This window comes from Pseudomonas sp. CJQ_9, from assembly GCF_043106615.1.
GTDB lineage: Bacteria > Pseudomonadota > Gammaproteobacteria > Pseudomonadales > Pseudomonadaceae > Aquipseudomonas > Aquipseudomonas juntendi.
In genome coordinates, this window is the sequence record NZ_JBICMS010000091.1 from 112,394 (window position 1) to 132,769 (window position 20,376).

Annotated in this window: 21 protein-coding genes; all 21 read right to left on the reverse strand. The window is 63.2% G+C overall.

Annotated elements, in window-relative coordinates; all coding sequences use genetic code 11:
* Positions 1–35 precede the first annotated feature (35 nt).
* The 21 genes from fliA to fliF all read right to left on the reverse strand — a co-directional run bounded on the left by fliA (position 36) and on the right by fliF (position 20,362).
* Positions 36–776 (reverse strand): RNA polymerase sigma factor FliA, encoded by a 741-nt coding sequence (fliA, locus tag ACF8SD_RS18945; protein WP_009683227.1) that lies wholly within the window; start codon positions 774–776, stop codon positions 36–38.
* Entirely contained in the window at positions 773–1,615 is an 843-nt protein-coding gene (fleN, locus tag ACF8SD_RS18950; RefSeq protein WP_172828404.1) for a flagellar synthesis regulator FleN, read from the reverse strand. Before fleN ends, fliA begins: the two co-directional genes overlap by 4 nt.
* Before the next feature lie 84 nt (positions 1,616–1,699).
* Positions 1,700–3,004, reverse strand: coding sequence for a flagellar biosynthesis protein FlhF (flhF, locus tag ACF8SD_RS18955; protein ID WP_173888067.1), 1,305 nt, complete (start codon positions 3,002–3,004; stop codon positions 1,700–1,702).
* Between the two features lie 11 nt (positions 3,005–3,015).
* Positions 3,016–5,145 carry a flagellar biosynthesis protein FlhA gene (gene flhA, locus ACF8SD_RS18960; protein ID WP_173888066.1) on the reverse strand — a complete coding sequence of 710 codons (2,130 nt, stop codon included), beginning with the start codon at positions 5,143–5,145 and terminating at the stop codon, positions 3,016–3,018.
* A gap of 240 nt (positions 5,146–5,385) precedes the next feature.
* Entirely contained in the window at positions 5,386–6,528 is a 1,143-nt protein-coding gene (gene flhB, locus ACF8SD_RS18965) for a flagellar biosynthesis protein FlhB (RefSeq protein WP_173888065.1), read from the reverse strand.
* 2 nt (positions 6,529–6,530) lie between these two features.
* Entirely contained in the window at positions 6,531–7,307 is a 777-nt protein-coding gene (gene fliR, locus ACF8SD_RS18970) for a flagellar biosynthetic protein FliR (protein ID WP_392484964.1), read from the reverse strand.
* Positions 7,308–7,314: 7 nt separating this feature from the next.
* A complete protein-coding gene (fliQ, locus tag ACF8SD_RS18975; protein ID WP_012273497.1) occupies positions 7,315–7,584 on the reverse strand; it encodes a flagellar biosynthesis protein FliQ in 270 nt (89 codons plus the stop codon).
* Positions 7,585–7,605: 21 nt separating this feature from the next.
* Positions 7,606–8,373: a flagellar type III secretion system pore protein FliP gene (gene fliP, locus ACF8SD_RS18980; RefSeq protein ID WP_054881279.1), complete on the reverse strand. Its 768-nt coding sequence runs from the start codon at positions 8,371–8,373 to the stop codon at positions 7,606–7,608.
* Positions 8,373–8,819, reverse strand: coding sequence for a flagellar biosynthetic protein FliO (fliO, locus tag ACF8SD_RS18985; protein ID WP_392484965.1), 447 nt, complete (start codon positions 8,817–8,819; stop codon positions 8,373–8,375). Before fliO ends, fliP begins: the two co-directional genes overlap by 1 nt.
* Positions 8,820–9,287 carry a flagellar motor switch protein FliN gene (fliN, locus tag ACF8SD_RS18990; RefSeq protein ID WP_173888063.1) on the reverse strand — a complete coding sequence of 156 codons (468 nt, stop codon included), beginning with the start codon at positions 9,285–9,287 and terminating at the stop codon, positions 8,820–8,822.
* Positions 9,288–9,334: 47 nt separating this feature from the next.
* Positions 9,335–10,303: a flagellar motor switch protein FliM gene (fliM, locus tag ACF8SD_RS18995; RefSeq protein WP_173888061.1), complete on the reverse strand. Its 969-nt coding sequence runs from the start codon at positions 10,301–10,303 to the stop codon at positions 9,335–9,337.
* 9 nt (positions 10,304–10,312) lie between these two features.
* On the reverse strand, positions 10,313–10,810 hold the full coding sequence (gene fliL / locus ACF8SD_RS19000) for a flagellar basal body-associated protein FliL (protein ID WP_054911378.1): 498 nt from the start codon (positions 10,808–10,810) through the stop codon (positions 10,313–10,315).
* 208 nt (positions 10,811–11,018) lie between these two features.
* On the reverse strand, positions 11,019–12,281 hold the full coding sequence (locus ACF8SD_RS19005) for a flagellar hook-length control protein FliK (RefSeq protein ID WP_392484966.1): 1,263 nt from the start codon (positions 12,279–12,281) through the stop codon (positions 11,019–11,021).
* A 70-nt stretch (positions 12,282–12,351) separates the two neighbouring features.
* Positions 12,352–12,699 carry an Hpt domain-containing protein gene (locus tag ACF8SD_RS19010; protein ID WP_173888057.1) on the reverse strand — a complete coding sequence of 116 codons (348 nt, stop codon included), beginning with the start codon at positions 12,697–12,699 and terminating at the stop codon, positions 12,352–12,354.
* Between the two features lie 47 nt (positions 12,700–12,746).
* The gene (locus ACF8SD_RS19015; protein WP_173888056.1) at positions 12,747–14,438 is read right to left on the reverse strand and encodes a fused response regulator/phosphatase; all 1,692 of its coding nucleotides are present in this window, start codon (positions 14,436–14,438) and stop codon (positions 12,747–12,749) included.
* Positions 14,439–14,446: 8 nt separating this feature from the next.
* The gene (locus tag ACF8SD_RS19020) at positions 14,447–14,749 is read right to left on the reverse strand and encodes an STAS domain-containing protein (protein WP_173888054.1); all 303 of its coding nucleotides are present in this window, start codon (positions 14,747–14,749) and stop codon (positions 14,447–14,449) included.
* Positions 14,750–14,863: 114 nt separating this feature from the next.
* Positions 14,864–15,316, reverse strand: coding sequence for a flagellar export protein FliJ (gene fliJ, locus ACF8SD_RS19025; protein WP_173888052.1), 453 nt, complete (start codon positions 15,314–15,316; stop codon positions 14,864–14,866).
* A 6-nt stretch (positions 15,317–15,322) separates the two neighbouring features.
* Positions 15,323–16,678 (reverse strand): flagellar protein export ATPase FliI, encoded by a 1,356-nt coding sequence (gene fliI, locus ACF8SD_RS19030; RefSeq protein ID WP_054904676.1) that lies wholly within the window; start codon positions 16,676–16,678, stop codon positions 15,323–15,325.
* Entirely contained in the window at positions 16,668–17,462 is a 795-nt protein-coding gene (gene fliH, locus ACF8SD_RS19035; protein ID WP_392484967.1) for a flagellar assembly protein FliH, read from the reverse strand. The genes fliI and fliH overlap by 11 nt, the downstream gene beginning before the upstream one ends.
* A 109-nt stretch (positions 17,463–17,571) precedes the next feature.
* Positions 17,572–18,591 (reverse strand): flagellar motor switch protein FliG, encoded by a 1,020-nt coding sequence (gene fliG / locus ACF8SD_RS19040; protein WP_003254434.1) that lies wholly within the window; start codon positions 18,589–18,591, stop codon positions 17,572–17,574.
* A complete protein-coding gene (gene fliF / locus ACF8SD_RS19045) occupies positions 18,584–20,362 on the reverse strand; it encodes a flagellar basal-body MS-ring/collar protein FliF (protein ID WP_054904678.1) in 1,779 nt (592 codons plus the stop codon). Before fliF ends, fliG begins: the two co-directional genes overlap by 8 nt.
* Positions 20,363–20,376: the final 14 nt, after the last annotated feature.

Below are 20,376 nucleotides of genomic sequence, written 5' to 3' on the forward strand. Positions count from 1 at the left end.
AAAACCGCGTGGAAACAGCCGCTACCCCGGCAGGCTCAGCGCGCCCGCCATTCCCCCAGGCGGCTTCGCAGACGCGCGGCACACTGGCTGTGCAACTGGCTGACCCGCGACTCGCTGACCCCCAGCACCTCACCGATCTCCTTGAGGTTGAGCTCTTCGTCGTAGTACAGCGCCAGCACCAGGCGTTCACGCTCGGGCAGGTTGGCGATGGCCTCGGTCAGGGCTAGCTGGAAGCGCTCCTCCTCGAGGCCCCGGGCAGGTTCGACCTGGCCGCTGGCACCGTCTTCATGCAGCCCCTCGTGCTCACCGTCCTGCAGCAGGTCATCGAAGCTGAACAAACGGCTGCCCAAGGTATCGTTGAGGATCGCGTAGTAATCATCGAGGCTCAATTGGAGTTCGGCAGCAACTTCATGATCTTTAGCGTCACGGCCGGTTCTGGCCTCCACGGCGCGCATCGCGTCGCTGACCATGCGGGTGTTGCGGTGCACCGAACGGGGTGCCCAGTCGCCTTTGCGCACTTCGTCGAGCATGGCGCCGCGGATACGAATGCCGGCATAGGTTTCGAAGCTGGCGCCCTTGCTGGCGTCGTACTTGTTGGCCACTTCCAGCAGGCCGATCATGCCGGCCTGGATCAGGTCCTCGACCTGCACGTTGGCCGGCAAGCGCGCCAGCAGGTGGTAGGCGATGCGCTTGACCAGGGGGGCGTAGCGTTCGATCAACTCGTACTGGGCGTCTTTGGCCGCCCGGCTGTACATCTTGAACCCGCTGGCGTTCATAGCACCGGTCCCGCGCTGGTCGGCTGCACCAGGCGCTCGACGAAGAACTCCAGGTGGCCACGTGGGTTGGCCGGCAGCGGCCAGCTGTCGACCTTCTGCGCAATCGCCTTGAAGGCCAGCGCGCACTTGGAGCGTGGGAAGGCTTCGTACACGGCACGCTGCTTCTGCACCGCCTTGCGCACGCACTCGTCGTAGGGCACGGCGCCCACGTACTGCAGGGCGACATCCAGGAAACGGTCGGTAACCTTGGTCAGCTTGGCAAACAGATTGCGCCCTTCCTGAGGGCTCTGGGCCATGTTGGCCAGCACGCGGAAGCGGTTCATGCCGTAGTCACGGTTGAGCAGTTTGATCAGCGCGTAGGCATCGGTGATCGAGGTAGGCTCGTCGCACACCACCAACAGCACTTCCTGGGCGGCACGGACAAAGCTGACGACCGACTCACCGATACCCGCAGCGGTATCGATGACCAGTACATCGAGGTTGTCGCCGACTTCGCTGAACGCCTGGATCAGCCCGGCGTGCTGGGCCGGCGCCAGGTGGACCATGCTCTGGGTACCGGAGGCAGCCGGCACGATGCGCACACCGCCAGGCCCCTGCAGTATCACGTCACGCAGCTCGCAGCGCCCTTCGATGACATCGGCCAGGGTCCGTTTGGGCGTCAGGCCCAGCAACACGTCGACATTGGCCAGGCCCAGGTCGGCATCCAGCAACATGACCCTGCGGCCGAGTTCGGCCAACGCCAGGGACAGGTTCACTGAAACGTTAGTCTTGCCGACGCCACCTTTGCCACCGGTCACGGCGATCACCTGTACGGGATGCATGCTACCCATGTTTGTAATTTACCTTGTATCGCTGGGACCCAGGCCACACGTAGGGCAATTCTGCGCACCCCTTGGCATAGCTACTTTGCACACGTTTCATACTCAACCCGCTCGCCGTGGGTTGTGGTAGAGATCAGCGAACATGTCGGCCATTGCCTCTTCGCTGGGCTCCTCCTGCTGCTGCACATTGACCGCCCGGGACACCAGCTGGTGCCCCCGCGGCAGGTGCAGGTCGTCAGGAATGCGCGGGCCGTCGGTAAGATAGGCCACAGGCAAATCATGACTGATGGCAAGGCTCAGCACATCGCCAAGGCTTGCCGTTTCGTCGAGCTTGGTCAGGATGCAGCCGGCCAGGCCACAGCGCTTGTAGCTGTGGTAGGCGGCGGTCAGCACCTGCTTCTGGCTGGTGGTGGCCAGTACCAGGTAATTCTTGGCGGCGATGCCACGGCCGGCCAGGGTCTCCAGCTGCATGCGCAGGGCCGGGTCGCTGGCTTGCAGGCCGGCGGTATCGATCAGCACCACACGCTTGCGCAGCAGCGGCTCCAGCGCTGCCGCCAGCGACTGACCAGGGTCGACATAGGTGACCGGGACATTGAGGATGCGGCCAAGGGTCTTGAGCTGCTCCTGGGCACCGATGCGAAAACTGTCCATGCTCACCAGCGCCATGTTCTGCGCGCCATACTTGAGCACATAGCGCGCCGCCAGCTTGGCCAGGGTGGTGGTCTTGCCCATGCCGGCCGGGCCGACCATGGCGATCACACCGCCTTCTTCGATCGGCTCTACCTCGGGGATGTCGATCATGCGGGCCAAGTGCGCCAGCAGCATGCGCCAGGCATGGCGTGGCTCTTCGATTTCGGCGGTCAGCTCCAGCAGCTCGCGGGCAATCGGCCCGGACAGGCCAATGCGCTGCAGGCGCCGCCAGATGTTGGCCTGTTGTGGCTTGCTGCCCTGCAGCTGGGTCCAGGCCAGCGAGCCGAGCTGCACTTCCAGCAGTTCGCGCAGGCCCGACAGCTCGGAGCGCATGGCATCGAACAGGCGCGGGTCAACCGCCGCCGGTGCCGTGGCGGCCGCCGGTGGGGCCTCGGCATGGGGTTCGACCAGCGGCTCGGCGGCGGTCAGCGACTGCCCGGCGAACAATTGGCGGTTGTTGTCGCTGCTGTCCTGGCGGTGGCCGAGCTCGGCCTGGGCCGTGGCGATGCGCGTGTGGGTCTTGCGCAGCTCTTCTTCCAGCTCGGCATTGGGCACACGCGGGGCCAGGGCGGACAGCTTGTAGTCCAGCGCGGCCGTCAGCTCGACACCACCGGCAATGCGACGGTTGCCAATGATCGCGGCATCGGCGCCCAGCTCATCACGGACCAGTTTCATGGCCTGACGCATATCGGCGGCGAAAAATCGCTTAACTTGCATTATCCACTACCTCAGCCGTTAGGGCCCACGGTGGCAACGATGGTGACTTGCTTGTTGTCCGGTATTTCCTGATACGCCAGCACATGCAAATTCGGTACAGCCAGGCGACCGAAACGCGACAGCATGGCGCGGATCGGGCCGGCGACCAGCAGAATGGCCGGTTGGCCCTGCATTTCCTGGCGCTGGGCCGCTTCGATCAGCGAACGTTGCAGCTTTTCGGCCATGCTCGGCTCCAGAAGAACACCGTCTTCCTGACCTTGCCCGGCGCGTTGCAGACTATTGAGCAAGATCTGTTCCAACCTTGGCTCCAGGGTAATCACCGGGAGCTCCGACTCAACGCCGACAATGCTTTGCACGATGGCGCGACACAATCCGACGCGCACCGCCGCAACCAGCGCGGCGGTATCTTGACTCTTGCCAGCGTTGTTCGCGATCGCTTCGGCAATACTGCGAATATCGCGCACTGGTACCTGTTCCGACAACAGGGCCTGCAAGACCTTGAGCAGCCCCGACAAGGAAATGACACCCGGCACCAGTTCTTCTGCAAGTTTAGGCGAAGCCTTGGCCAGCACCTGCAACAGTTGCTGGACCTCTTCATGGCCAATCAGTTCATGACAGTGCTTTTGCAGGATCTGGTTGAGGTGGGTGGCCACTACCGTACTGGCGTCGACCACGGTATAGCCCAGCGACTGCGCCTGCGAGCGCTGGCCCACGTCGATCCACACCGCCTCCAGGCCGAACGCCGGGTCACGTGCGGCAATGCCGTTGAGGGTGCCGAACACCTGCCCCGGGTTGATCGCCAGCTCGCGGTCCGGGTAGATCTCGGCCTCCGCCAGGATCACACCCATCAGCGTCAGGCGATAGGCGCTGGGCTGCAGGTCAAGGTTGTCGCGGATATGCACCGTGGGCATGAGGAAGCCCAGGTCCTGCGACAGCTTCTTGCGCACGCCCTTGATTCGCGCCAGCAATTGACCACCCTGGTTGCGGTCCACCAGGGGGATCAGCCGGTAGCCGACTTCCAGGCCGATCATGTCGATCGGTGTCACATCGTCCCAGCCCAGTTCCTTGGTTTCCAGCGCCCGCTGCGGCGAAGGCAGCAGGTCTTGCTGGCGCTGCGCCTCCTGCAAAGCCTGGGCCTTGGCCTTCTGCTGTTTCTTCCACACCAGATAAGCCCCGCCGCCGGCCAGCAGCCCCAGGCCGATGAAGGCGATGTGCGGCATGCCCGGCACCAGCCCCATGACAATCATCAACCCCGCCGACACCGCCAACGCCTTGGGCGAATCGAACATCTGCCGGTTGATCAGTTTGCCCATGTCCTCGGAGCCCGAGGCGCGCGTGACCATGATGGCCGCAGCGGTCGACAACAGCAGTGATGGCAATTGCGCCACCAAACCGTCACCGATAGTCAGCAGGGCGTACACCTTGCCGGCCTCGCCGAAGCTCATGCCATGCTGCAGCATGCCGATCAGCATGCCACCGATCAGGTTGATGAACAGGATCAGCAAGCCGGCAATGGCATCACCGCGCACGAACTTGCTGGCACCGTCCATCGAACCGTAGAACTCGGCCTCCTGGGCCACCTCGGCACGACGGTGCTTGGCCTGGGCCTGGTCGATGAGGCCGGCATTGAGGTCGGCGTCGATCGCCATCTGCTTGCCGGGCATGGCGTCCAGGGTGAAGCGCGCGCTCACTTCCGAGATACGCCCGGCGCCCTTGGTCACCACCACGAAGTTGATGATCATGAGGATGGCGAAGACCACCGCACCGACCACGTAGTTACCGCCGATCACCACCTCGCCGAAGGCCTGGATCACCTTGCCGGCGGCACCGTGGCCTTCCTGGCCATGCAGCATGACCACCCGCGTGGAGGCAACGTTCAGTGCCAGGCGCAGCAGCGTGGCCACCAGCAGGATGGTGGGGAATGCTGCGAAGTCGAGCGGGCGCAAGGCGTAGACGCAGACCAGCAGCACCACGATCGACAAGGCGATGTTGAAGGTGAAGAACACGTCGAGCAGGAACGGTGGTATCGGCAACATCATCATTGCCAACATCACCAACAGCAGCAGCGGTACACCCAGGTTGCCCCGGCCGAGCCCGGCCAGGTTATGACGGGCGTTGCTGATTAACTGAGTGCGATCCACCGCGAGTCCTCTTGATGCAAAACTTTGACGCCCAAGGGGCATCTGCGGCTGGCATTGCAAGAAGCCTTCCAACTTTGCGCGACAGGAGATTTATGTTGTGGGTCGGCCTGTGGGAGCGGGCGTGCCCGCGAAGCAGGCGACGCAGTGTCTGGCACCGGCTGCGCCGGTGTTCGCGGGCAAGCCCGCTCCCACAGGCGTAACGGTGAATGACAGCTTCCAATCCCCTCTCAAGACCCAAGATCAACTGTCGCGGCGCAGGTCTGGCGGGATCGGCAGGTCATCCTTCAACGGCTCAGGGCGCTTGCCCTTGCCCGCACGGTATTGGCGGATCTGGAACACATAGGCCAGCACCTGCGCCACAGCCAGGTACAGGCCGGCGGGGATTTCCTGCTCGATCTCGGTCGAGTAATAGATCGCCCGCGCCAGCGCCGGCGATTCCAGGATCTGAACCTTATGCTCCATGCCAATTTCGCGAATCTTCAAGGCAATGAAGTCCGTGCCCTTGGCCAACAGCAACGGCGCCACCCCACCCTTCTCCGGGTCATACTGCAAGGCGACCGCATAGTGGGTCGGGTTGGTGATGATCACATCGGCCTGCGGCACCGCCGCCATCATGCGCCGCTGCGACACTTCGCGCTGCAGCTGGCGAATACGCTGCTTGACCTCGGGCTTGCCCTCGCTGTCCTTGTACTCGTCGCGCACTTCCTGCTTGGTCATCTTCAGTTTCTTGTGCGTCTGGTACAGCTGGAACGGCACATCCGCAGCCGCGATCAACAACAACCCGGCCGACATCCACAAGGCACTCCAGCCCACTACCTGCAGGCTGTGAATGATCGCCTGCTCCAGCGGCTCGTTGGCAATCGACAGCAGCGCCTGACGGTCGTTGATCAATACCACCACCGCCACCACCAGGATCACGAAAAACTTGGCCAGCGCCTTCAGCAATTCGGTCAAGGCATGCATCGAGAACATGCGCTTGATGCCTGACAACGGATTCATGCGACTGAATTTCGGCTGCAGCAAACTGCCCGAGAACAGGAAGCCGCTCAGCGCGATGGGCGCCACGAAGGAGATCACGAACAGCAGGATCAGCACCGGCTGCACGGCCCAGATGGCCATCTTGCCCGAGGCCAGCAGAAACGCGCCCATCGCCCGCTCATCGACGATGATGTCCCGGGTCAGGCTGAAGTTCATGCGCATCAACGCCAGCAGGGTTTCGGCCAAATGGCCACCAAACGCCAGCAGCCCGCCCGCACCGGCCAGGGTCACCGCCACCGTGTTCAGCTCCTTGGAGCGGGCGACCTCGCCTTTTTCCCGTGAGTCGCGCTTGCGTTTCTCGGTGGGGTCTTCCGTTTTGTCCTGGCCGCTCTCGCTCTCAGCCATGCTCAGCCCGCCCTTGCCAGTTCACGCAGCCACTGCAGCGTTTCGCTGGCCAATGCCTGGTAGTGCGACAGCACATCGGCCAGGCCGACCCAGAAGATGAACATGCCCATGACCAGGGTCAACGGGAAACCGATGGAGAAAATGTTCAGCTGCGGCGCCGCACGGGTCATCACCCCAAAGGCGATGTTCACCACCAGCAACGCCGCAATCACCGGCAGGATCAACAGCAAGCCGGCACCGAACACCCAACCCATGCGCCCGGCCAGCTCCCAGAAGTGGTTGACCACCAGCGCATTGCCAACCGGCAACGTGGTGAAGCTTTCGGTGAGCACCTCGAACACCACCAGGTGGCCGTTCATCAACAGGAACAGCACACTCACCAGCATGGTCATGAACTGGCTGATCACCGTGACGTTGACCCCGTTCCCCGGGTCGACCATGGAGGCAAAGGCCATACCCATCTGCACCGCCACGATCTGCCCGGCAATCACGAACGCCTGGAACAGCAACTGCAACGCCAGGCCGAACAACGTCCCGACGATGATCTGTTCGGCGCACAGCTGCAGGCCGCGCAGGCTCAGCGGGTCGAATTCAGGCAGCGGTGGCAACGCCGGCACGATGACCACGGTAATGGCTACGGCCACATACAGGCGCACCCGCGCCGGCAGCATGCGGGTACCGAAGATCGGCATGGTCATCAACACGGCCGTCACCCTGAACAATGGCAGGATGAAGGTGGCGACCCAGGTGCCGATCTGCGTATCGGTCAGCTCAAGCATCCGCGCATCAACCTATGAGCTGCGGAATGTTGGTATAGAGCGTGGTGATGTACTCCATGAACTTCTGCACCAGCCACGGCCCGGCGACGATCAGCGTGATCAGCATCACCAGCAGGCGCGGCAGAAAGCTCAGGGTCTGTTCGTTGATCTGCGTGGCGGCCTGGAACATCGCCACCACCAGGCCCACCAGCAGGCTCGGCACCACCAGCACGGCCACCATCAGGGTGGTCAGCCACAGGGCATCACGGAACAGGTCGACAGCGACTTCAGGTGTCATCGGCGGCTCTCCTTGACGGCGTCAGACGCCGCCGAAACTGCTGGCCAGGGTGCCCATGATCAGCGCCCAGCCATCGACCAGCACGAACAGCATGATCTTGAACGGCAGCGAAATGATCAGCGGCGACAGCATCATCATACCCATCGCCATCAGCACACTGGCCACCACCATGTCGATGATCAGGAACGGGATGAAAATCATGAAGCCGATCTGGAACGCCGTTTTCAACTCGGAGGTGACGAACGCGGGCACCAGTATGGTCAGCGGCACCTGATCGGGCCCGGCAATGTCGGTGCGCTTGGACAAGCGCATGAACAGGTCCAGGTCGCTTTGCCGGGTTTGCGCCAGCATGAAGTCCTTGAGCGGCCCCTGGGCCTTGTCGATGGCCTGCTGAGCGGTCATCTGCTCTTTCAGGTAAGGCTGCAAGGCATCCTGGTTCACCCGGTCGAACACCGGGGCCATGATGAACATCGTCAGGAACAGCGCCATGCCGGTCAGCAGTTGGTTCGACGGTGTCTGCTGCAAGCCCAGGGCCTGGCGCAGGATCGAGAACACGATGATGATACGGGTGAAGCTGGTCATCAGGATGACGAACGCCGGAATGAAGCTCAGCGCCGTCATGATCAGCAGGATTTGCAGGCTGACCGAATATTCCTGCTGCCCGTCCGCGGTATTGGACAGGGTAATGGCCGGAATCGACAACGGGTCGGCGGCCAACGCCAACGGCGCGGCCAGCAACAGCGCCACTGTCAACAACGGCCCCAACAACCTACGCAGTGCGCCGCTCATCACCTGTTGTCCTTAGGGTTCTTGCCCATCAGCTCCATCAACCGCTGGGCAAACTCCGGCGTCGCCTGGCGAGTGTTTTCCGGCACTTGCACCGGTTCTGCCAGCACATGCAATGCCTCGATGCTGCCCGGGGTATGGCCTATCAGAATCTGCTCCTTGCCCACCTGCACCAGCAACAGGCGGTCGCGCGGGCCGATGGCGCGGCTACCGACGATCTCGATCACCTGCCCACCCTTAACTGCCGTGCTTTGCAAACGCCGCAGCAGCCAGGCCAGGAAGAAAATCAGCCCAACTACCAGCAGCAGGCCGAAGACCATCTGCGCCAGCTGCCCGCCCAGGCTGCCAGGCGCAGCTGCCGGCGGGGCCGTGGGCGTGGCCGCAGCCAGGCAGGCATGGCTGCCCAACAGCGCCGCAAGTGCCGCAATGGCGCGTATCGTGGCCTTCACTCAGCGCAGCTTCTTGATGCGTTCGCTGGGGCTGATCACGTCGGTCAGGCGAATGCCGAACTTCTCGTTGACCACCACCACTTCGCCATGGGCGATCAGCGTACCGTTGACCAGCACGTCCAGGGGCTCGCCGGCCAGGCGATCGAGCTCGATGACCGAACCCTGGTTGAGCTGCAGCAGGTTGCGGATATTGATCTCGGTGCTGCCCACTTCCATAGAAATGTTCACCGGGATATCCAGGATCACATCCAGGTTCGGCCCTTCGAGGCTGACATTTTCGTTCGGCTTGGGCGAGCTGGCGAACTCTTCCATTGGCAGGCGACCCGGGCCGCTGTGGCTGCTGGTGTCACCGCCCAGCAGCGCATCGATGTCCGCCTGGCCGGCCGCACCGGTCTCTTCCAGCGCGGCGGCCCACTCATCGGCCAAGGCCTGATCTTCTGGGGAGGTGATCTCGTTTTCGTTAGCCATGGTTTCCTCGACAGGCATTCAATTCGTTAGGGGCGACCGGCACGCCGTCAGCGGCGTTCGATCGGGTCGATGATCTGCAGCGCCAGGTTGCCCTTGTGCGAGCCCAGCCGCGCCTTGAACGCCGGCACGCCATTGGCGCGCAACACCAGGTGCTCGGGCAATTCAACCGGTATCACATCGCCGGGCTGCATGTGCAGAATGTCGCGCAGCTTCAACTGGCGCCGGGCCACGGTGGCAGTCATCGGCACCGCAACATCCAGCACGTCTTCGCGCAGGGCCTTGACCCAACGCTCGTCCTGGTCGTCCAGGTCAGACTGGAAACCGGCATCGAGCATTTCCCGCACCGGCTCGATCATCGAATACGGCATGGTCACGTGCAGGTCACCGCCACCACCGTCCAGCTCGATATGGAAGGTGGACACCACCACGGCCTCGCTCGGCCCGACAATGTTGGCCATGGCAGGGTTGACCTCGGAGTTCATGTACTCGAAAGACACCGGCATGATGGCCTGCCAGGCTTCCTTGAGGTCGACGAAGCACTGGTCCAGCACCATGCGTACCACGCGCAGCTCGGTGGGGGTGAACTCACGGCCCTCGATCTTGGCATGGCGGCCATCGCCGCCGAAGAAATTGTCCACCAGCTTGAACACCAGCTTGGCGTCGAGAATGAACAGCGAAGTGCCACGCAATGGCTTGATCTTGACCAGGTTCAGGCTGGTCGGCACATACAACGAGTGCACGTATTCGCCGAACTTCATCACCTGCACGCCACCCACGGCCACGTCGGCCGAGCGGCGCAGCAGGTTGAACATGCTGATGCGGGTGTAACGGGCGAAACGCTCGTTGATCATTTCCAGGGTCGGCATGCGACCGCGCACGATACGGTCCTGACTGGTCAGGTCGTAGCTTTTGATACTGCCAGGCTCCGAGACGCTCTCGGTCTGCACCAGCCCGTCGTCGACGCCGTGCAACAGAGCATCGATCTCATCCTGGGACAGCAGGTCCTGTACGGCCATTGCGCACTCCTACTGCAATACGAAATTGGTGAACAGCAGCTGGTCGATGACCGGCTTGCCAAGTTCCTTCTGCGCCACTTCCTGGACCACGGCAGTCGCTTTCTGGCGCAGCATTTCCTGGCCGACCGGGCTGCCAGCGAGGGCGTCGAAGCCCTGCCCGGAGAACATCATCACCAGGTTGTTGCGGATGACCGGCATGTGCACCTTGAGCGCGTCCAGGTCTGCCTGGTTGCGCGCCTGCATGGTAATGCTCACCTGCATGTAGCGCTGACGACCGTTCTGGTTGAAGTTGACCACGAAGGCCGGGGTCAGCGCCTGGTAGATTGCCGCGGGCTTGACGTTGCTGGCTGCCGCCTCGGCAGCCGGCGCCGGTTCGCTCTTGTGCATGATGAACCAGGTAGCGCCCACCGACAGGCCGATCGCCAGCAACAAGCCGACGACAGCCATGATGATCAGCTTGAGTTTGCCTTTTGTGGCGGGGTCTTTGACTGCTTCGCTCTTCGCCATGCCAATAATCCGTCGTCCATCGGGGGTTCAAAGGAGGATGGCTTGGCTTGAGCAAGTGTTATGCCAGCTTATTCAGAAGCTCGGTTTCAGCAGGATTTGCGGTGCTCGCTTCTTCGCGGGCATGCCCGCTCCCACAGGTACTGCACAGGTTTCAAATCCCGGTGGGAGCGGGCGAGCCCGCGAACAGGCCGGAACAGGCTACCTGGCATCAGGCGTAGTAATCGACCGCACTGTCGCCGACAACCACCTGCTGCTCCACTGGCCGGGCGCTATCGACAACCTCGCCCCCACCCTGCCCGGCCCGCCGCGCCGCCACCCCGGACAGATTGCTGTCCTGTGCCTGGCCCTGTTGTTGTTGCTGCCCCCGCGACTGATCGGCGACGTTGACGTCGGGCTGCGCCAGCCCCTGCTGGGCGAACAGCTCGCGCAGGCGGTGCACCTGACTGTCCAGGGCATCACGCACGCCCGCATGGCCGCTGATGAACGTGATCTGGGTAGCCTGGTCCGCCGCCACATTGACGCGAATGTCCAGGCGGCCCAGCTCGGCTGGCTCCAGCTGGATATCCGCCGACTTGAGATTCTGGCTGGACAAGTACATGACCCGGTTGACCAGGCCCTCGGCCCATGCATTCTGGTTCATCGGCAAGGGCTGGTGCAGCGGGCTGGTACTGCCCGGCACCGCGTTGGCGGTCTTGGCCGTGGCTGCCTGGGTCAGGCTGGCCAGGCGATTGGCGAAATCATCGATACGGGTGTCGCTGGCAGCGCTCTTGGTGTCTTTCAGGCCGTCTTCGAGCAAGGCACCAAACGCCCCGTCACCGGATTCGGTAGCTTCGCCCTCGGATTGCTCGACCACAGTCGTCAAGCTATTGACGGCAGCACGGCCGTCTTCGCCCCGAGCCTGGGCCGGATCAAGGGCATGTGCGGAGGTACTACCTCTGGCCTGAGCACTGTGCTCCAGCGCCAGGCGCAGGGTTGGCAGGTTGGCCAAGGGGTCGGCGTCAGGGTCGAAGGCTTCTTCGGTGGGTTCTGCCGGCACTGCGGTGGCCAGTTGGGCTTGCGCCGTGGCGGCTTGCAACACGGGCGCCACCGCCTCGGCCTGGGCCTGGATCAGCTGCCCGCCGGGCTGGCCATCGGTGACTTGCCCAGCCACCAGGCTGGCGTCCGTCAGCCCGGTATCAGCCTGCCCGGCATCGTTATCCGGCAATTTGTTGCCGTCATCGGCAACGGCTGCCTGGCTGCCCGGGCCCTTCTTGCCGCCAACAGCCGCGTCTGGCTTGTCCTTGGGCTTGGCCTGGGCAACCTTGTCATCGGGCCCACCCGGCGGGTTGCGCCGCTGCTGGGCCATGACCTGGTCGAAGCCGTCGCCCTTGTCGCCCAACGCCTGCACGGGTTTGTCCGCCTGTTGGGCAGTTGACCGCGCGGTACTGGCGGAGGCATTGGCTTGCAACAAGGGGTTGGGTGCGACAGGCATCGAGCGGTCTCCGCGCCAGAACGTGAATATCTTCCTGGCAGAGAGAAGCAAGACTCGCGCCAACTAGCCGTCAGCCGGCAGAAATGCGATCTTTCTCACCGCTATAAAAGCACTTTACCTCCTGATACTCCCGAACAATGCGGCTGATCAGGTCCTCGATGCCATACAGCGGCGGCTGCCGCGCACGCTCTTCAAGCTGCTGGCACAGGCTGGCCAAAATCATCGCGCCCATATTGCTGCTGCTGCCCTTGAAGCTGTGTGCAGCCGTCATGAGTTCTGCGGCACTTTTAGCCGCGTGCAGCTGCTCCACGCGGAGCTCCGAGTCCGTGAGAAACGTCTCCACCAATGTCAGATACTCATTCTCCATGACCTCACGCAGGCCCTTGAGAACTTGGTGATCGATATGCATGTCCATCACTTGCTCACTCCCTGATCAAGCAGATTATGCCCAAGCCCGCCCGGGGCTCACCATTGGAATTCCACCTGCGCACACCGCCCGCCCTCGGCCCAGCGCGCATCACTGGCCAGCTGCTGCACCATGTTCAGGCCACGACCACTCAGGCCGTGGTCCGGCACAGCCCGGGCCAACACGCTCGGCACATCGAAACCAGCGCCGCTGTCGCGAACCTCGATACTCAGACGCCCACCCTGGGGGCGCGGTTCAACCCTTAAACGGATGCTTACATAACCTTCACCCACCAACGCCAGGCGCCGCGCGCGCTCTTGATAATAGTCGGCAAAGCCCTGCACATCGCATTTGAGCTGCGAATCCAGACCGAGCACGCCATGCTCCAGCGCATTGGAATACAACTCGCTGAGCACGCTGTGCAGGTGGCCGGTGCGCGCTCGCAGGCCCGGTATTTCCTGCAACAACTGCACCATGTAAGGCACCGGGTTGAAACTTTTGAGACTGGCACCCCGCACCTCGAACGCCAACGACCAGTCCTGCGGGCTGGACCGTCCGCTGTCAGCGTAGAGCACAGGCATCGGTGGCCGCTCTTGAGCATCGAACATGCGGATATCGCACAAGCTGATATCGTCACGTGGGCGCCCTCCAAAACGCTCGAGGGCCAACAGCAACTCGTCGAACAAGCGGGCCGGGTCGCGGTTGGCGTCCAGCACTTCGCGCAGGCGCCGATCCCCAAACAAGCGCTCCTGCTCGTCGGCAGTGTCCAGCACCCCGTCCGACAGCAGGAGCAGGCGCTCCCCTTGTACCAGCGGCAACATCTCTGTGCTGGCATCGAAGCATTCGGCCGCCAGAATACCCAGCGGCAGGTGCCGAGACTGCAGCACCGACAACACCCGGCCATCCACCGAAAGGTGGTAGACATCAGGCATGCCGCCATTCCATACCTCTACTGCGCCACACTGCATGCTCAGATTGAGCAGCACCGCGCAACAGAACATGTCGACCGGCAGAATACGCTTGAGCTTGGCGTTCATCTCGCGCAGGACCTCGGCCATGTCGTAACCCTTGGCGGTCATGCCGTAGAACACTTCCGCCAGCGGCATGGCACCCACTGCAGCCGGCAGGCCGTGGCCGGTGAAATCACCCAGCAGCACACGCATGTCGCCGGCCGGCGTGAATGCCGCCAGCATCAGGTCGCCATTGAACAAGGCGTAGGGCGATTGCAGGTAGCGGATGTTTGCCGCAGCCAGGCAGCCGGCGTGGGCGACCTTGTCGAACACGGCCTTGGCCACCCGCTGTTCGTTGAGCAAGTGGTGGTGGTGCCGGGCGATCTGGTCACGCTGCGCCAGCACGGTGCCCTGCAGCCGACGCAGGCGGTCCATGGCGCGGATCTTGGCAGCCAGTATCGCCGCGCTGTAGGGCTTGGCCATGAAATCATCGCCGCCCGCTTCCAGGCAACGCACCAAGGCCTCTTCCTCGTTCAGCGAGGTGAGGAAAATGATCGGCACCAACGCCTCGCCCGCCAGGGCCTTGATCTGCCGCGCCGCCTCGAAGCCGTCCATGACCGGCATCAGCGCATCCAGCAGCACCAACTGCGGGCGCCGCTCGACGAACAGCGCCACGGCCTGCGCACCATTTTCCGCGGTGACAACCTCGTGCCCCTGGCGACGCACGATCTGCGCCAGCAGCAGACGGTCGGCGGCACCGTCTTCGGCAACCAGCACGGTCAATGCCTGTTCGGCCGGCATGTCGGCGCTCAGCTGATGTTGAAGAGTTTTTCGAAATTGGAGATGGCGAGAATCTTGCGCACGTCGGAGCTGGGGTTCACCACTTGCACCTCAACCGTTTCGCCCGCATGGTCGCGCAGCAGCAACAGCATGCCCAGGGCCGAACTGTCGAGGTAGGTAGTGTCTTTCAGATCGACAACCACGCAATCTTGCCGGCCTGGTTGGCGCTCATAGGCATCGCGAAATTCCTGATGCTTGCTGAAATCGAAGCGTCCTTTGATCTTGATCGTCAACGTTTTCCCATCCTGCGTGAGATCAGTTTCTACTGCCATGCGAGCGATTCCTTCGATGATGGCGAATACAGCTTGTTGAAGGTTTAGCAGGCGATGGCATGGGCGGCAAGAACACGGCGCCCACAGGCCGCTCCACAACGCGACGCTACGGATTCAGAACTGGTTTTGCCGCGGCAGGCGCTGGGACAACTCGTCCAGCAGGCGCTGCTCACGCTTGTCCTCGGCGCGGCGGGCCTCGTCCAAGTAGCGCTGCACCAGCTTGCGCAGCCCCTCCACCCGGGCGTAGGCCTGCTGCCACGTGCCACGGGCATTGTCGAGGTTGTTCTGGTGCCAGACCAGGCTTTGCCGCTGCTGGGTCATCGCCGTTTCCAACTGCCCAAGGAAGCGCTGGTAGTTCACCAGCCAGTTGCCATTGACCCCCTGCCCACCACGGTTGAGCCACTGCTGCTGGTAGTCCTCGCGAAACCGCTCCAGCTCGGCCAGCTTGGCTTGGGCGACGGCAACTTGCTGCTGAAAATGGCCCAGCCGCTGGGCGGCCTTGCGTTCGGCCTCTTCAGCCATGTCCACCACCGGCGCCAGGCGCGCGGCGCGCCCAGGGAGGGCCATGGCCTATCAGCCGGCCGGGGGCGTGAAGATCGCCCCCAGCTCTTCACGGCTTTGCGCCATACCCACGTTTTCACGCAGGCCCTGGCGCAAGAAACCCACCAGCTTGGACTGCAGGGCAATCGCCAGGTCAGTCTCCGGATCGCCGCCCGCTACATAGGCACCCACGCTGATCAGGTCGCGGCTTTGCGACAAGCGCGACCATAGCTGCTTGAATTTCTGCGCCTGACGCAAGTGGTCGGCATCCACCACCTGCGGCATCACCCGGCTGATCGAGGCTTCGATATCAATGGCCGGGTAATGGCCTTCCTCCGCCAGGCGCCGCGACAGTACGAAATGCCCGTCAAGCACACCACGCGCCGAATCCGCGATGGGGTCTTGCTGATCGTCACCTTCGGACAGCACGGTATAGAACGCGGTGATCGAGCCACCACCTGGCAAGCCATTACCCGCCCGCTCCACCAGCTTGGGCAGCTTGGCAAACACCGACGGCGGATAACCCCGCGTGGCCGGCGGCTCGCCAATGGCCAGGGCAATTTCCCGCTGGGCCTGGGCAAAACGCGTCAGCGAATCCATCAGCAACAGCACATTCTTGCCTTTATCGCGGAAGTACTCGGCAATGCGCGTGCAGTACATGGCGGCGCGCAGGCGCATCAGGGGGGCATCGTCGGCCGGCGAGGCGACCACCACCGAGCGCTTGAGGCCCTCCTCACCGAGAATGTGCTCGATGAATTCCTTGACCTCGCGGCCCCGCTCACCAATCAGGCCAACCACGATGATTTCCGCTTCGGTGAAGCGGGTCATCATGCCCAGCAATACCGATTTACCCACGCCAGTACCGGCAAACAGGCCCAGGCGCTGACCACGGCCGACGGTCAGCAGGCCGTTGATGCTGCGAATACCCACATCCAGCGGTTTGCTGATCGGGTCGCGGTTGAGCGGGTTGATCACCGGGCCGTCCATCGGCACCCAATCCTCAGCCTTCATCCCGCCCTTGCCATCCAGCGCGCGGCCCGCACCGTCCAGCACCCGGCCGAGCATACTCATGCCCATGGGCAGGCGGCCGCCGTCGTCCAGCGGCACCACGCGTGCACCTGGGGCAATGCCGACAATACTGCCCACTGGCATGAGGAATACCTTGGACCCGGCAAAGCCCATGACCTCGGCCTCGACCTGCACCGGGTGGTAACTGTCGTCGTTGATCACCAGGCAGCGGCTGCCCACGGCGGCCCGCAGGCCTTCGGCCTCCAGGGTAAGCCCGACCATGCGCAGCAGACGGCCTTCGACGATCGGCTGGGCGGGCAGCGCAATGGCCTCGGCGTAACTGCCCAGGCGCTTGCTGAAACTGGTGCGTTCAAGGCGCATCAGGGTTGTCCACGGCAGGTTCGACCGGCGCTTCCAGGTCTATGGCAAGGTCGGGTTTTGCCGGGTGCAGAGAATGGTCGTGCAACTGGTCGAACAACTGCGCGACGGCTTTTTCGATGCGCGTTTCCATGCTCGCATCGATGCGGCTGTGCGCGGTTTCGATGCGGCAACCACCGGGCAACAAGGTGCCGTCTTCCAACAGCCGCCAGTTTTCCTCATGCCGTTCGCGCAGCGCCTTGGCCAGCTCGAAATCCTGCGGGTTGAGGTGAATACGAATGTTCTCCGCGCCCATGGGCAGCAGCTTGAGTGCCTCGCGCAGCACCTGGGTGATCTGGCTGGAGTCGGTGCGCAGCTCACGGCCGATCACCTGGCGGGTCATGTGCGCGACCAGATGCACCAGATGCTTTTCGATCTGTGTGTCTTGCTCGGCAATCGGCGCCATCAGGTTGCTCATCAGCCGCTCAAGGCTGTCGAGCTTGGCCTTGAGCGCCTCTTCGGCCTCCTGACGCACCTTCAGCTGGGTGCTATGGAAGCCCTCGCGCTCACCGGTGGCGAAGCCCTCGTTGTAGGCTTCCTGGCGTATGGCTTCGAGCTCTTCCAGGGTCAGTGGCTGGACTTCTTCCAGCGGCACTTCCTCGATTTCGTCCTCGACCACCTCGGGCTCCGGCTCGGGCTCGGCTTGGGGCTCGGGTTGCGGGTCGAAACTGGGCAACGCCCATACATCCACGCCCTCGAGGTCGCGGGCACGGATCAGGTCGCTGGGGTGGTGTTCTTTGGTGGACATTGGTAATGCCTGTGGGTCATAGCGGCAAGCTTCAAGCGGCAAGTTTCAAGAAAAAACAGGCTGCGCGAGGGCTGCTGTTTCTTGTAGCTTGCGGCTTGTAACTGGCCGCTTAAATCATTTCCTCGGCGCCTTTGCCGCCAAGCACGATCTCGCCGGCTTCGGCCATGCGCCGGGCAATGGTGAGGATTTCCTTCTGCGCCGTTTCCACATCGCTGACCCGCACCGGGCCCTTGGCCTCCAGGTCGTCGCGCAGCAGCTCCGAGGCACGCTTGGACATGTTCTTGAAGATCTTGTCCTTGACGCGCTCGTCGGCCCCCTTGAGCGAAACCACCAGCACGTCCGACGACACTTCGCGCAGCAGCGCCTGGATACCGCGGTCGTCGACATCGGCCAGGTTGTTGAAGACGAACATCAGGTCTTCGATCTGCTCCGACAGGTCGCTGTCGATTTCGCGGATCGCATCCATCAACGCACCTTCCACGGAGCTGTCGAGGAAGTTCATGATGTCGGCGGCCCGCTTGATGCCGCCCAGGGTAGTGCGCGCGGCGTTGGAGTTGCCCGAGAACTGCTTCTCCAGAATCTGGTTCAGTTCTTTCAAGGCCGCTGGCTGCACAGTGTTGAGCGACGACACGCGCAAAACGATGTCCAGGCGCACCTTGTGGTCGAAGTTGCTCAGTACCTCGCCGGCCTGGTCGGGGTCGAGGTAGGCGACCACGATGGCCTGGATCTGCGGGTGTTCGTAGCGGATCACATCGGCCACGGCGCGCGGCTCCATCCACTTCAGGCTGTCCAGGCCACTGGTGTTGCCACCCAGCAGGATGCGGTCGACCAGGCCGTTGGCCTTGTCCTCGCCCAGCGCCTGGTTGAGCATCTTGCGGATATAGGCATCGGAGCCCACGCCGAGGCTGGTTTGGTCGCCGACAATGTCGACGAACTCACTCATCACCTGCTCGACCTGGTCACGGTGCACATTGCCCATCTGCGCCATGGCCACACCGACCCGCTGCACTTCCTTGGGGCCCATGTGGCGCAGCACCTGCGCCGCATCGGTTTCACCCAGCGAAAGCAACAGGATCGCCGCCTTGTCCACGCGGCTGAGCTTGGCGGTAACGGCTCGGTTATCACTCATCGGCGTTGATCCACTCTTTCACGACCTGGGCAACACGGCCCGGGTCTTCGGCCACAAGGCCTTTGATTGCGTTGAGCTGTGCCTCGTAACCCTCGCTCGGGCTAGGCAGCAGAATGCTTGTCGGGCCACCCAGGCTGACGCGGTCGTTGGCCAGTTCGCCATCCAGACCCATCATGCCGCCCAGCTCCATGTCGCTATCCGGGGCAGCTTGCTTGCCGCCCCCTGTGATGTTGTTCAACACCGGCCGCAGTACACCGAACACCAGCACCAGGATGAACACTACGCCCAATACCTGCTTGACGATGTCCCAGAACCACGGCTGCTGGTAGAAGGCGATGTCGGCAATTTCCTCGCCACGGTCGGCCGCGAACGGCACGTTGATCACCGTCACGCTGTCGCCACGGCTGGCATCAAAACCAACGGCGTCCTGCACCAGGCGGGTGAAGCGCGCCAGGTCTTCGCTGCCCCACGGGGCACGGGTGGTGTCACCGGTCGCCGGGTCGATCTTGACCTGGTCGTCGACCACCACAGCCACCGACAGACGGGTCATGCGCCCTTGCTGCTGGCGGGTGTGGCTGATCGAGCGGTCCAGCTCGAAGTTCTTCGTGCTTTGCTGACGCTTGTCCGACGGGTACGGCGCGAGCATCGGCTGGCCGGTGGCCGGGTCCATGATCTGCTGGCCATTGGCATCGACCAGCGGTTGGCCAGGCTGAATGGCCGCTGCCGGGGTGGCGGCGCCACCGGTGGTCTGCGGTGCCGTGGCGGCACCGGGCGGCTGGTTGCTCAGCGCCCCAGGCACGCCTTGCGGGCCTTGGCTGCTGGCACGCTGTTCATCAACCGACTGCTCGCTGCGCAGCGCTGGCTGGTCGGGGTTGAACTGCTCGGAAGTGGACTCGACCGCGCTGAAGTCCAGGTCGGCGGACACTTCGGCCTTGTAGCGGTCGTTACCCAGCACCGGCTGCAGAATGTTGTGCACACGCTGGGTGAGCATGCTTTCCACCCGGCGGCTGTAGTCGAACTGCTTGCCAGCCTGGGTCAGCGCAGAATCCTGGATCTGCTCGGACAGCAGGTTGCCCTTCTGGTCCACCACGGTGACCTGTGACTTGTCCAGCTCCGGCACGCTGGTGGCGACCAGGTTGACGATAGCCATCACCTGCCCGGGTTCCAGGGCACGACCTGGGTACAACTCGACCAGTACCGAAGCGCTGGGCTTGCGCTCGTCGCGCACGAACACCGAGCTTTTCGGAATGGCCAGGTGAACACGGGCGGCCTTGACGTTGTTCAGGCTCGACACGGTACGCGCCAGCTCGCCTTCCAGGCTGCGGCGGTAGCGGGTAGCCTCCATGAACTGGCTGGTGCCCAGGCCCTGCTCCTTGTCGAGCAGTTCGAAGCCCACGTTGCCGTCGCTTGGCGCCACGCCCGCCGCGGCCAGCTTCAGGCGTGCGCGGGCGAGGTCATCGGACTTGACCAGCAAGGCGCCAGAATTGGGTTCGACGTTGTACGGAATGTCGGCCGCAGCCAGGGTGTCCATGACCTGCTTGGTGTCCATGCCCGACAAGCTGCCGTACAGCGGGCGGTAATCGGGTTGCTGCGACCACAGCACCACGGCAAAGCCGATCGCCACGCTGGCCGCCAGGCCGACCATGAGGCCGACCTGCCGCAGCATGGGCATCTGCGCGATGTTTTCCAGAAACGCCATGCCGAACAGCGGCGGCTTGGCCGCTGGCGAACCAGCCTTGGCGGGGGCGTTATCGACGACTGCTTCAGCCATGGGTTACATCCGTC

What these genes read in the sequence shown, in the direction of transcription:
- fliA (WP_009683227.1), bottom strand. Translation starts at nt 776, where the DNA reads ATGAACGCCAGCGGGTTCAAGATGTACAGCCGGGCGGCCAAAGACGCC.
- flhF (WP_173888067.1), bottom strand. Translation starts at nt 3,004, where the DNA reads ATGCAAGTTAAGCGATTTTTCGCCGCCGATATGCGTCAGGCCATGAAA.
- flhB (WP_173888065.1), bottom strand. Translation starts at nt 6,528, where the DNA reads ATGGCTGAGAGCGAGAGCGGCCAGGACAAAACGGAAGACCCCACCGAG.
- fliR (WP_392484964.1), bottom strand. Translation starts at nt 7,307, where the DNA reads ATGCTTGAGCTGACCGATACGCAGATCGGCACCTGGGTCGCCACCTTC.
- fliQ (WP_012273497.1), bottom strand. Translation starts at nt 7,584, where the DNA reads ATGACACCTGAAGTCGCTGTCGACCTGTTCCGTGATGCCCTGTGGCTG.
- fliP (WP_054881279.1), bottom strand. Translation starts at nt 8,373, where the DNA reads ATGAGCGGCGCACTGCGTAGGTTGTTGGGGCCGTTGTTGACAGTGGCG.
- fliN (WP_173888063.1), bottom strand. Translation starts at nt 9,287, where the DNA reads ATGGCTAACGAAAACGAGATCACCTCCCCAGAAGATCAGGCCTTGGCC.
- fliM (WP_173888061.1), bottom strand. Translation starts at nt 10,303, where the DNA reads ATGGCCGTACAGGACCTGCTGTCCCAGGATGAGATCGATGCTCTGTTG.
- fliL (WP_054911378.1), bottom strand. Translation starts at nt 10,810, where the DNA reads ATGGCGAAGAGCGAAGCAGTCAAAGACCCCGCCACAAAAGGCAAACTC.
- ACF8SD_RS19005 (WP_392484966.1), bottom strand. Translation starts at nt 12,281, where the DNA reads ATGCCTGTCGCACCCAACCCCTTGTTGCAAGCCAATGCCTCCGCCAGT.
- ACF8SD_RS19015 (WP_173888056.1), bottom strand. Translation starts at nt 14,438, where the DNA reads ATGCCGGCCGAACAGGCATTGACCGTGCTGGTTGCCGAAGACGGTGCC.
- ACF8SD_RS19020 (WP_173888054.1), bottom strand. Translation starts at nt 14,749, where the DNA reads ATGGCAGTAGAAACTGATCTCACGCAGGATGGGAAAACGTTGACGATC.
- fliJ (WP_173888052.1), bottom strand. Translation starts at nt 15,316, where the DNA reads ATGGCCCTCCCTGGGCGCGCCGCGCGCCTGGCGCCGGTGGTGGACATG.
- fliI (WP_054904676.1), bottom strand. Translation starts at nt 16,678, where the DNA reads ATGCGCCTTGAACGCACCAGTTTCAGCAAGCGCCTGGGCAGTTACGCC.
- fliH (WP_392484967.1), bottom strand. Translation starts at nt 17,462, where the DNA reads ATGTCCACCAAAGAACACCACCCCAGCGACCTGATCCGTGCCCGCGAC.
- fliG (WP_003254434.1), bottom strand. Translation starts at nt 18,591, where the DNA reads ATGAGTGATAACCGAGCCGTTACCGCCAAGCTCAGCCGCGTGGACAAG.
- fliF (WP_054904678.1), bottom strand. Translation starts at nt 20,362, where the DNA reads ATGGCTGAAGCAGTCGTCGATAACGCCCCCGCCAAGGCTGGTTCGCCA.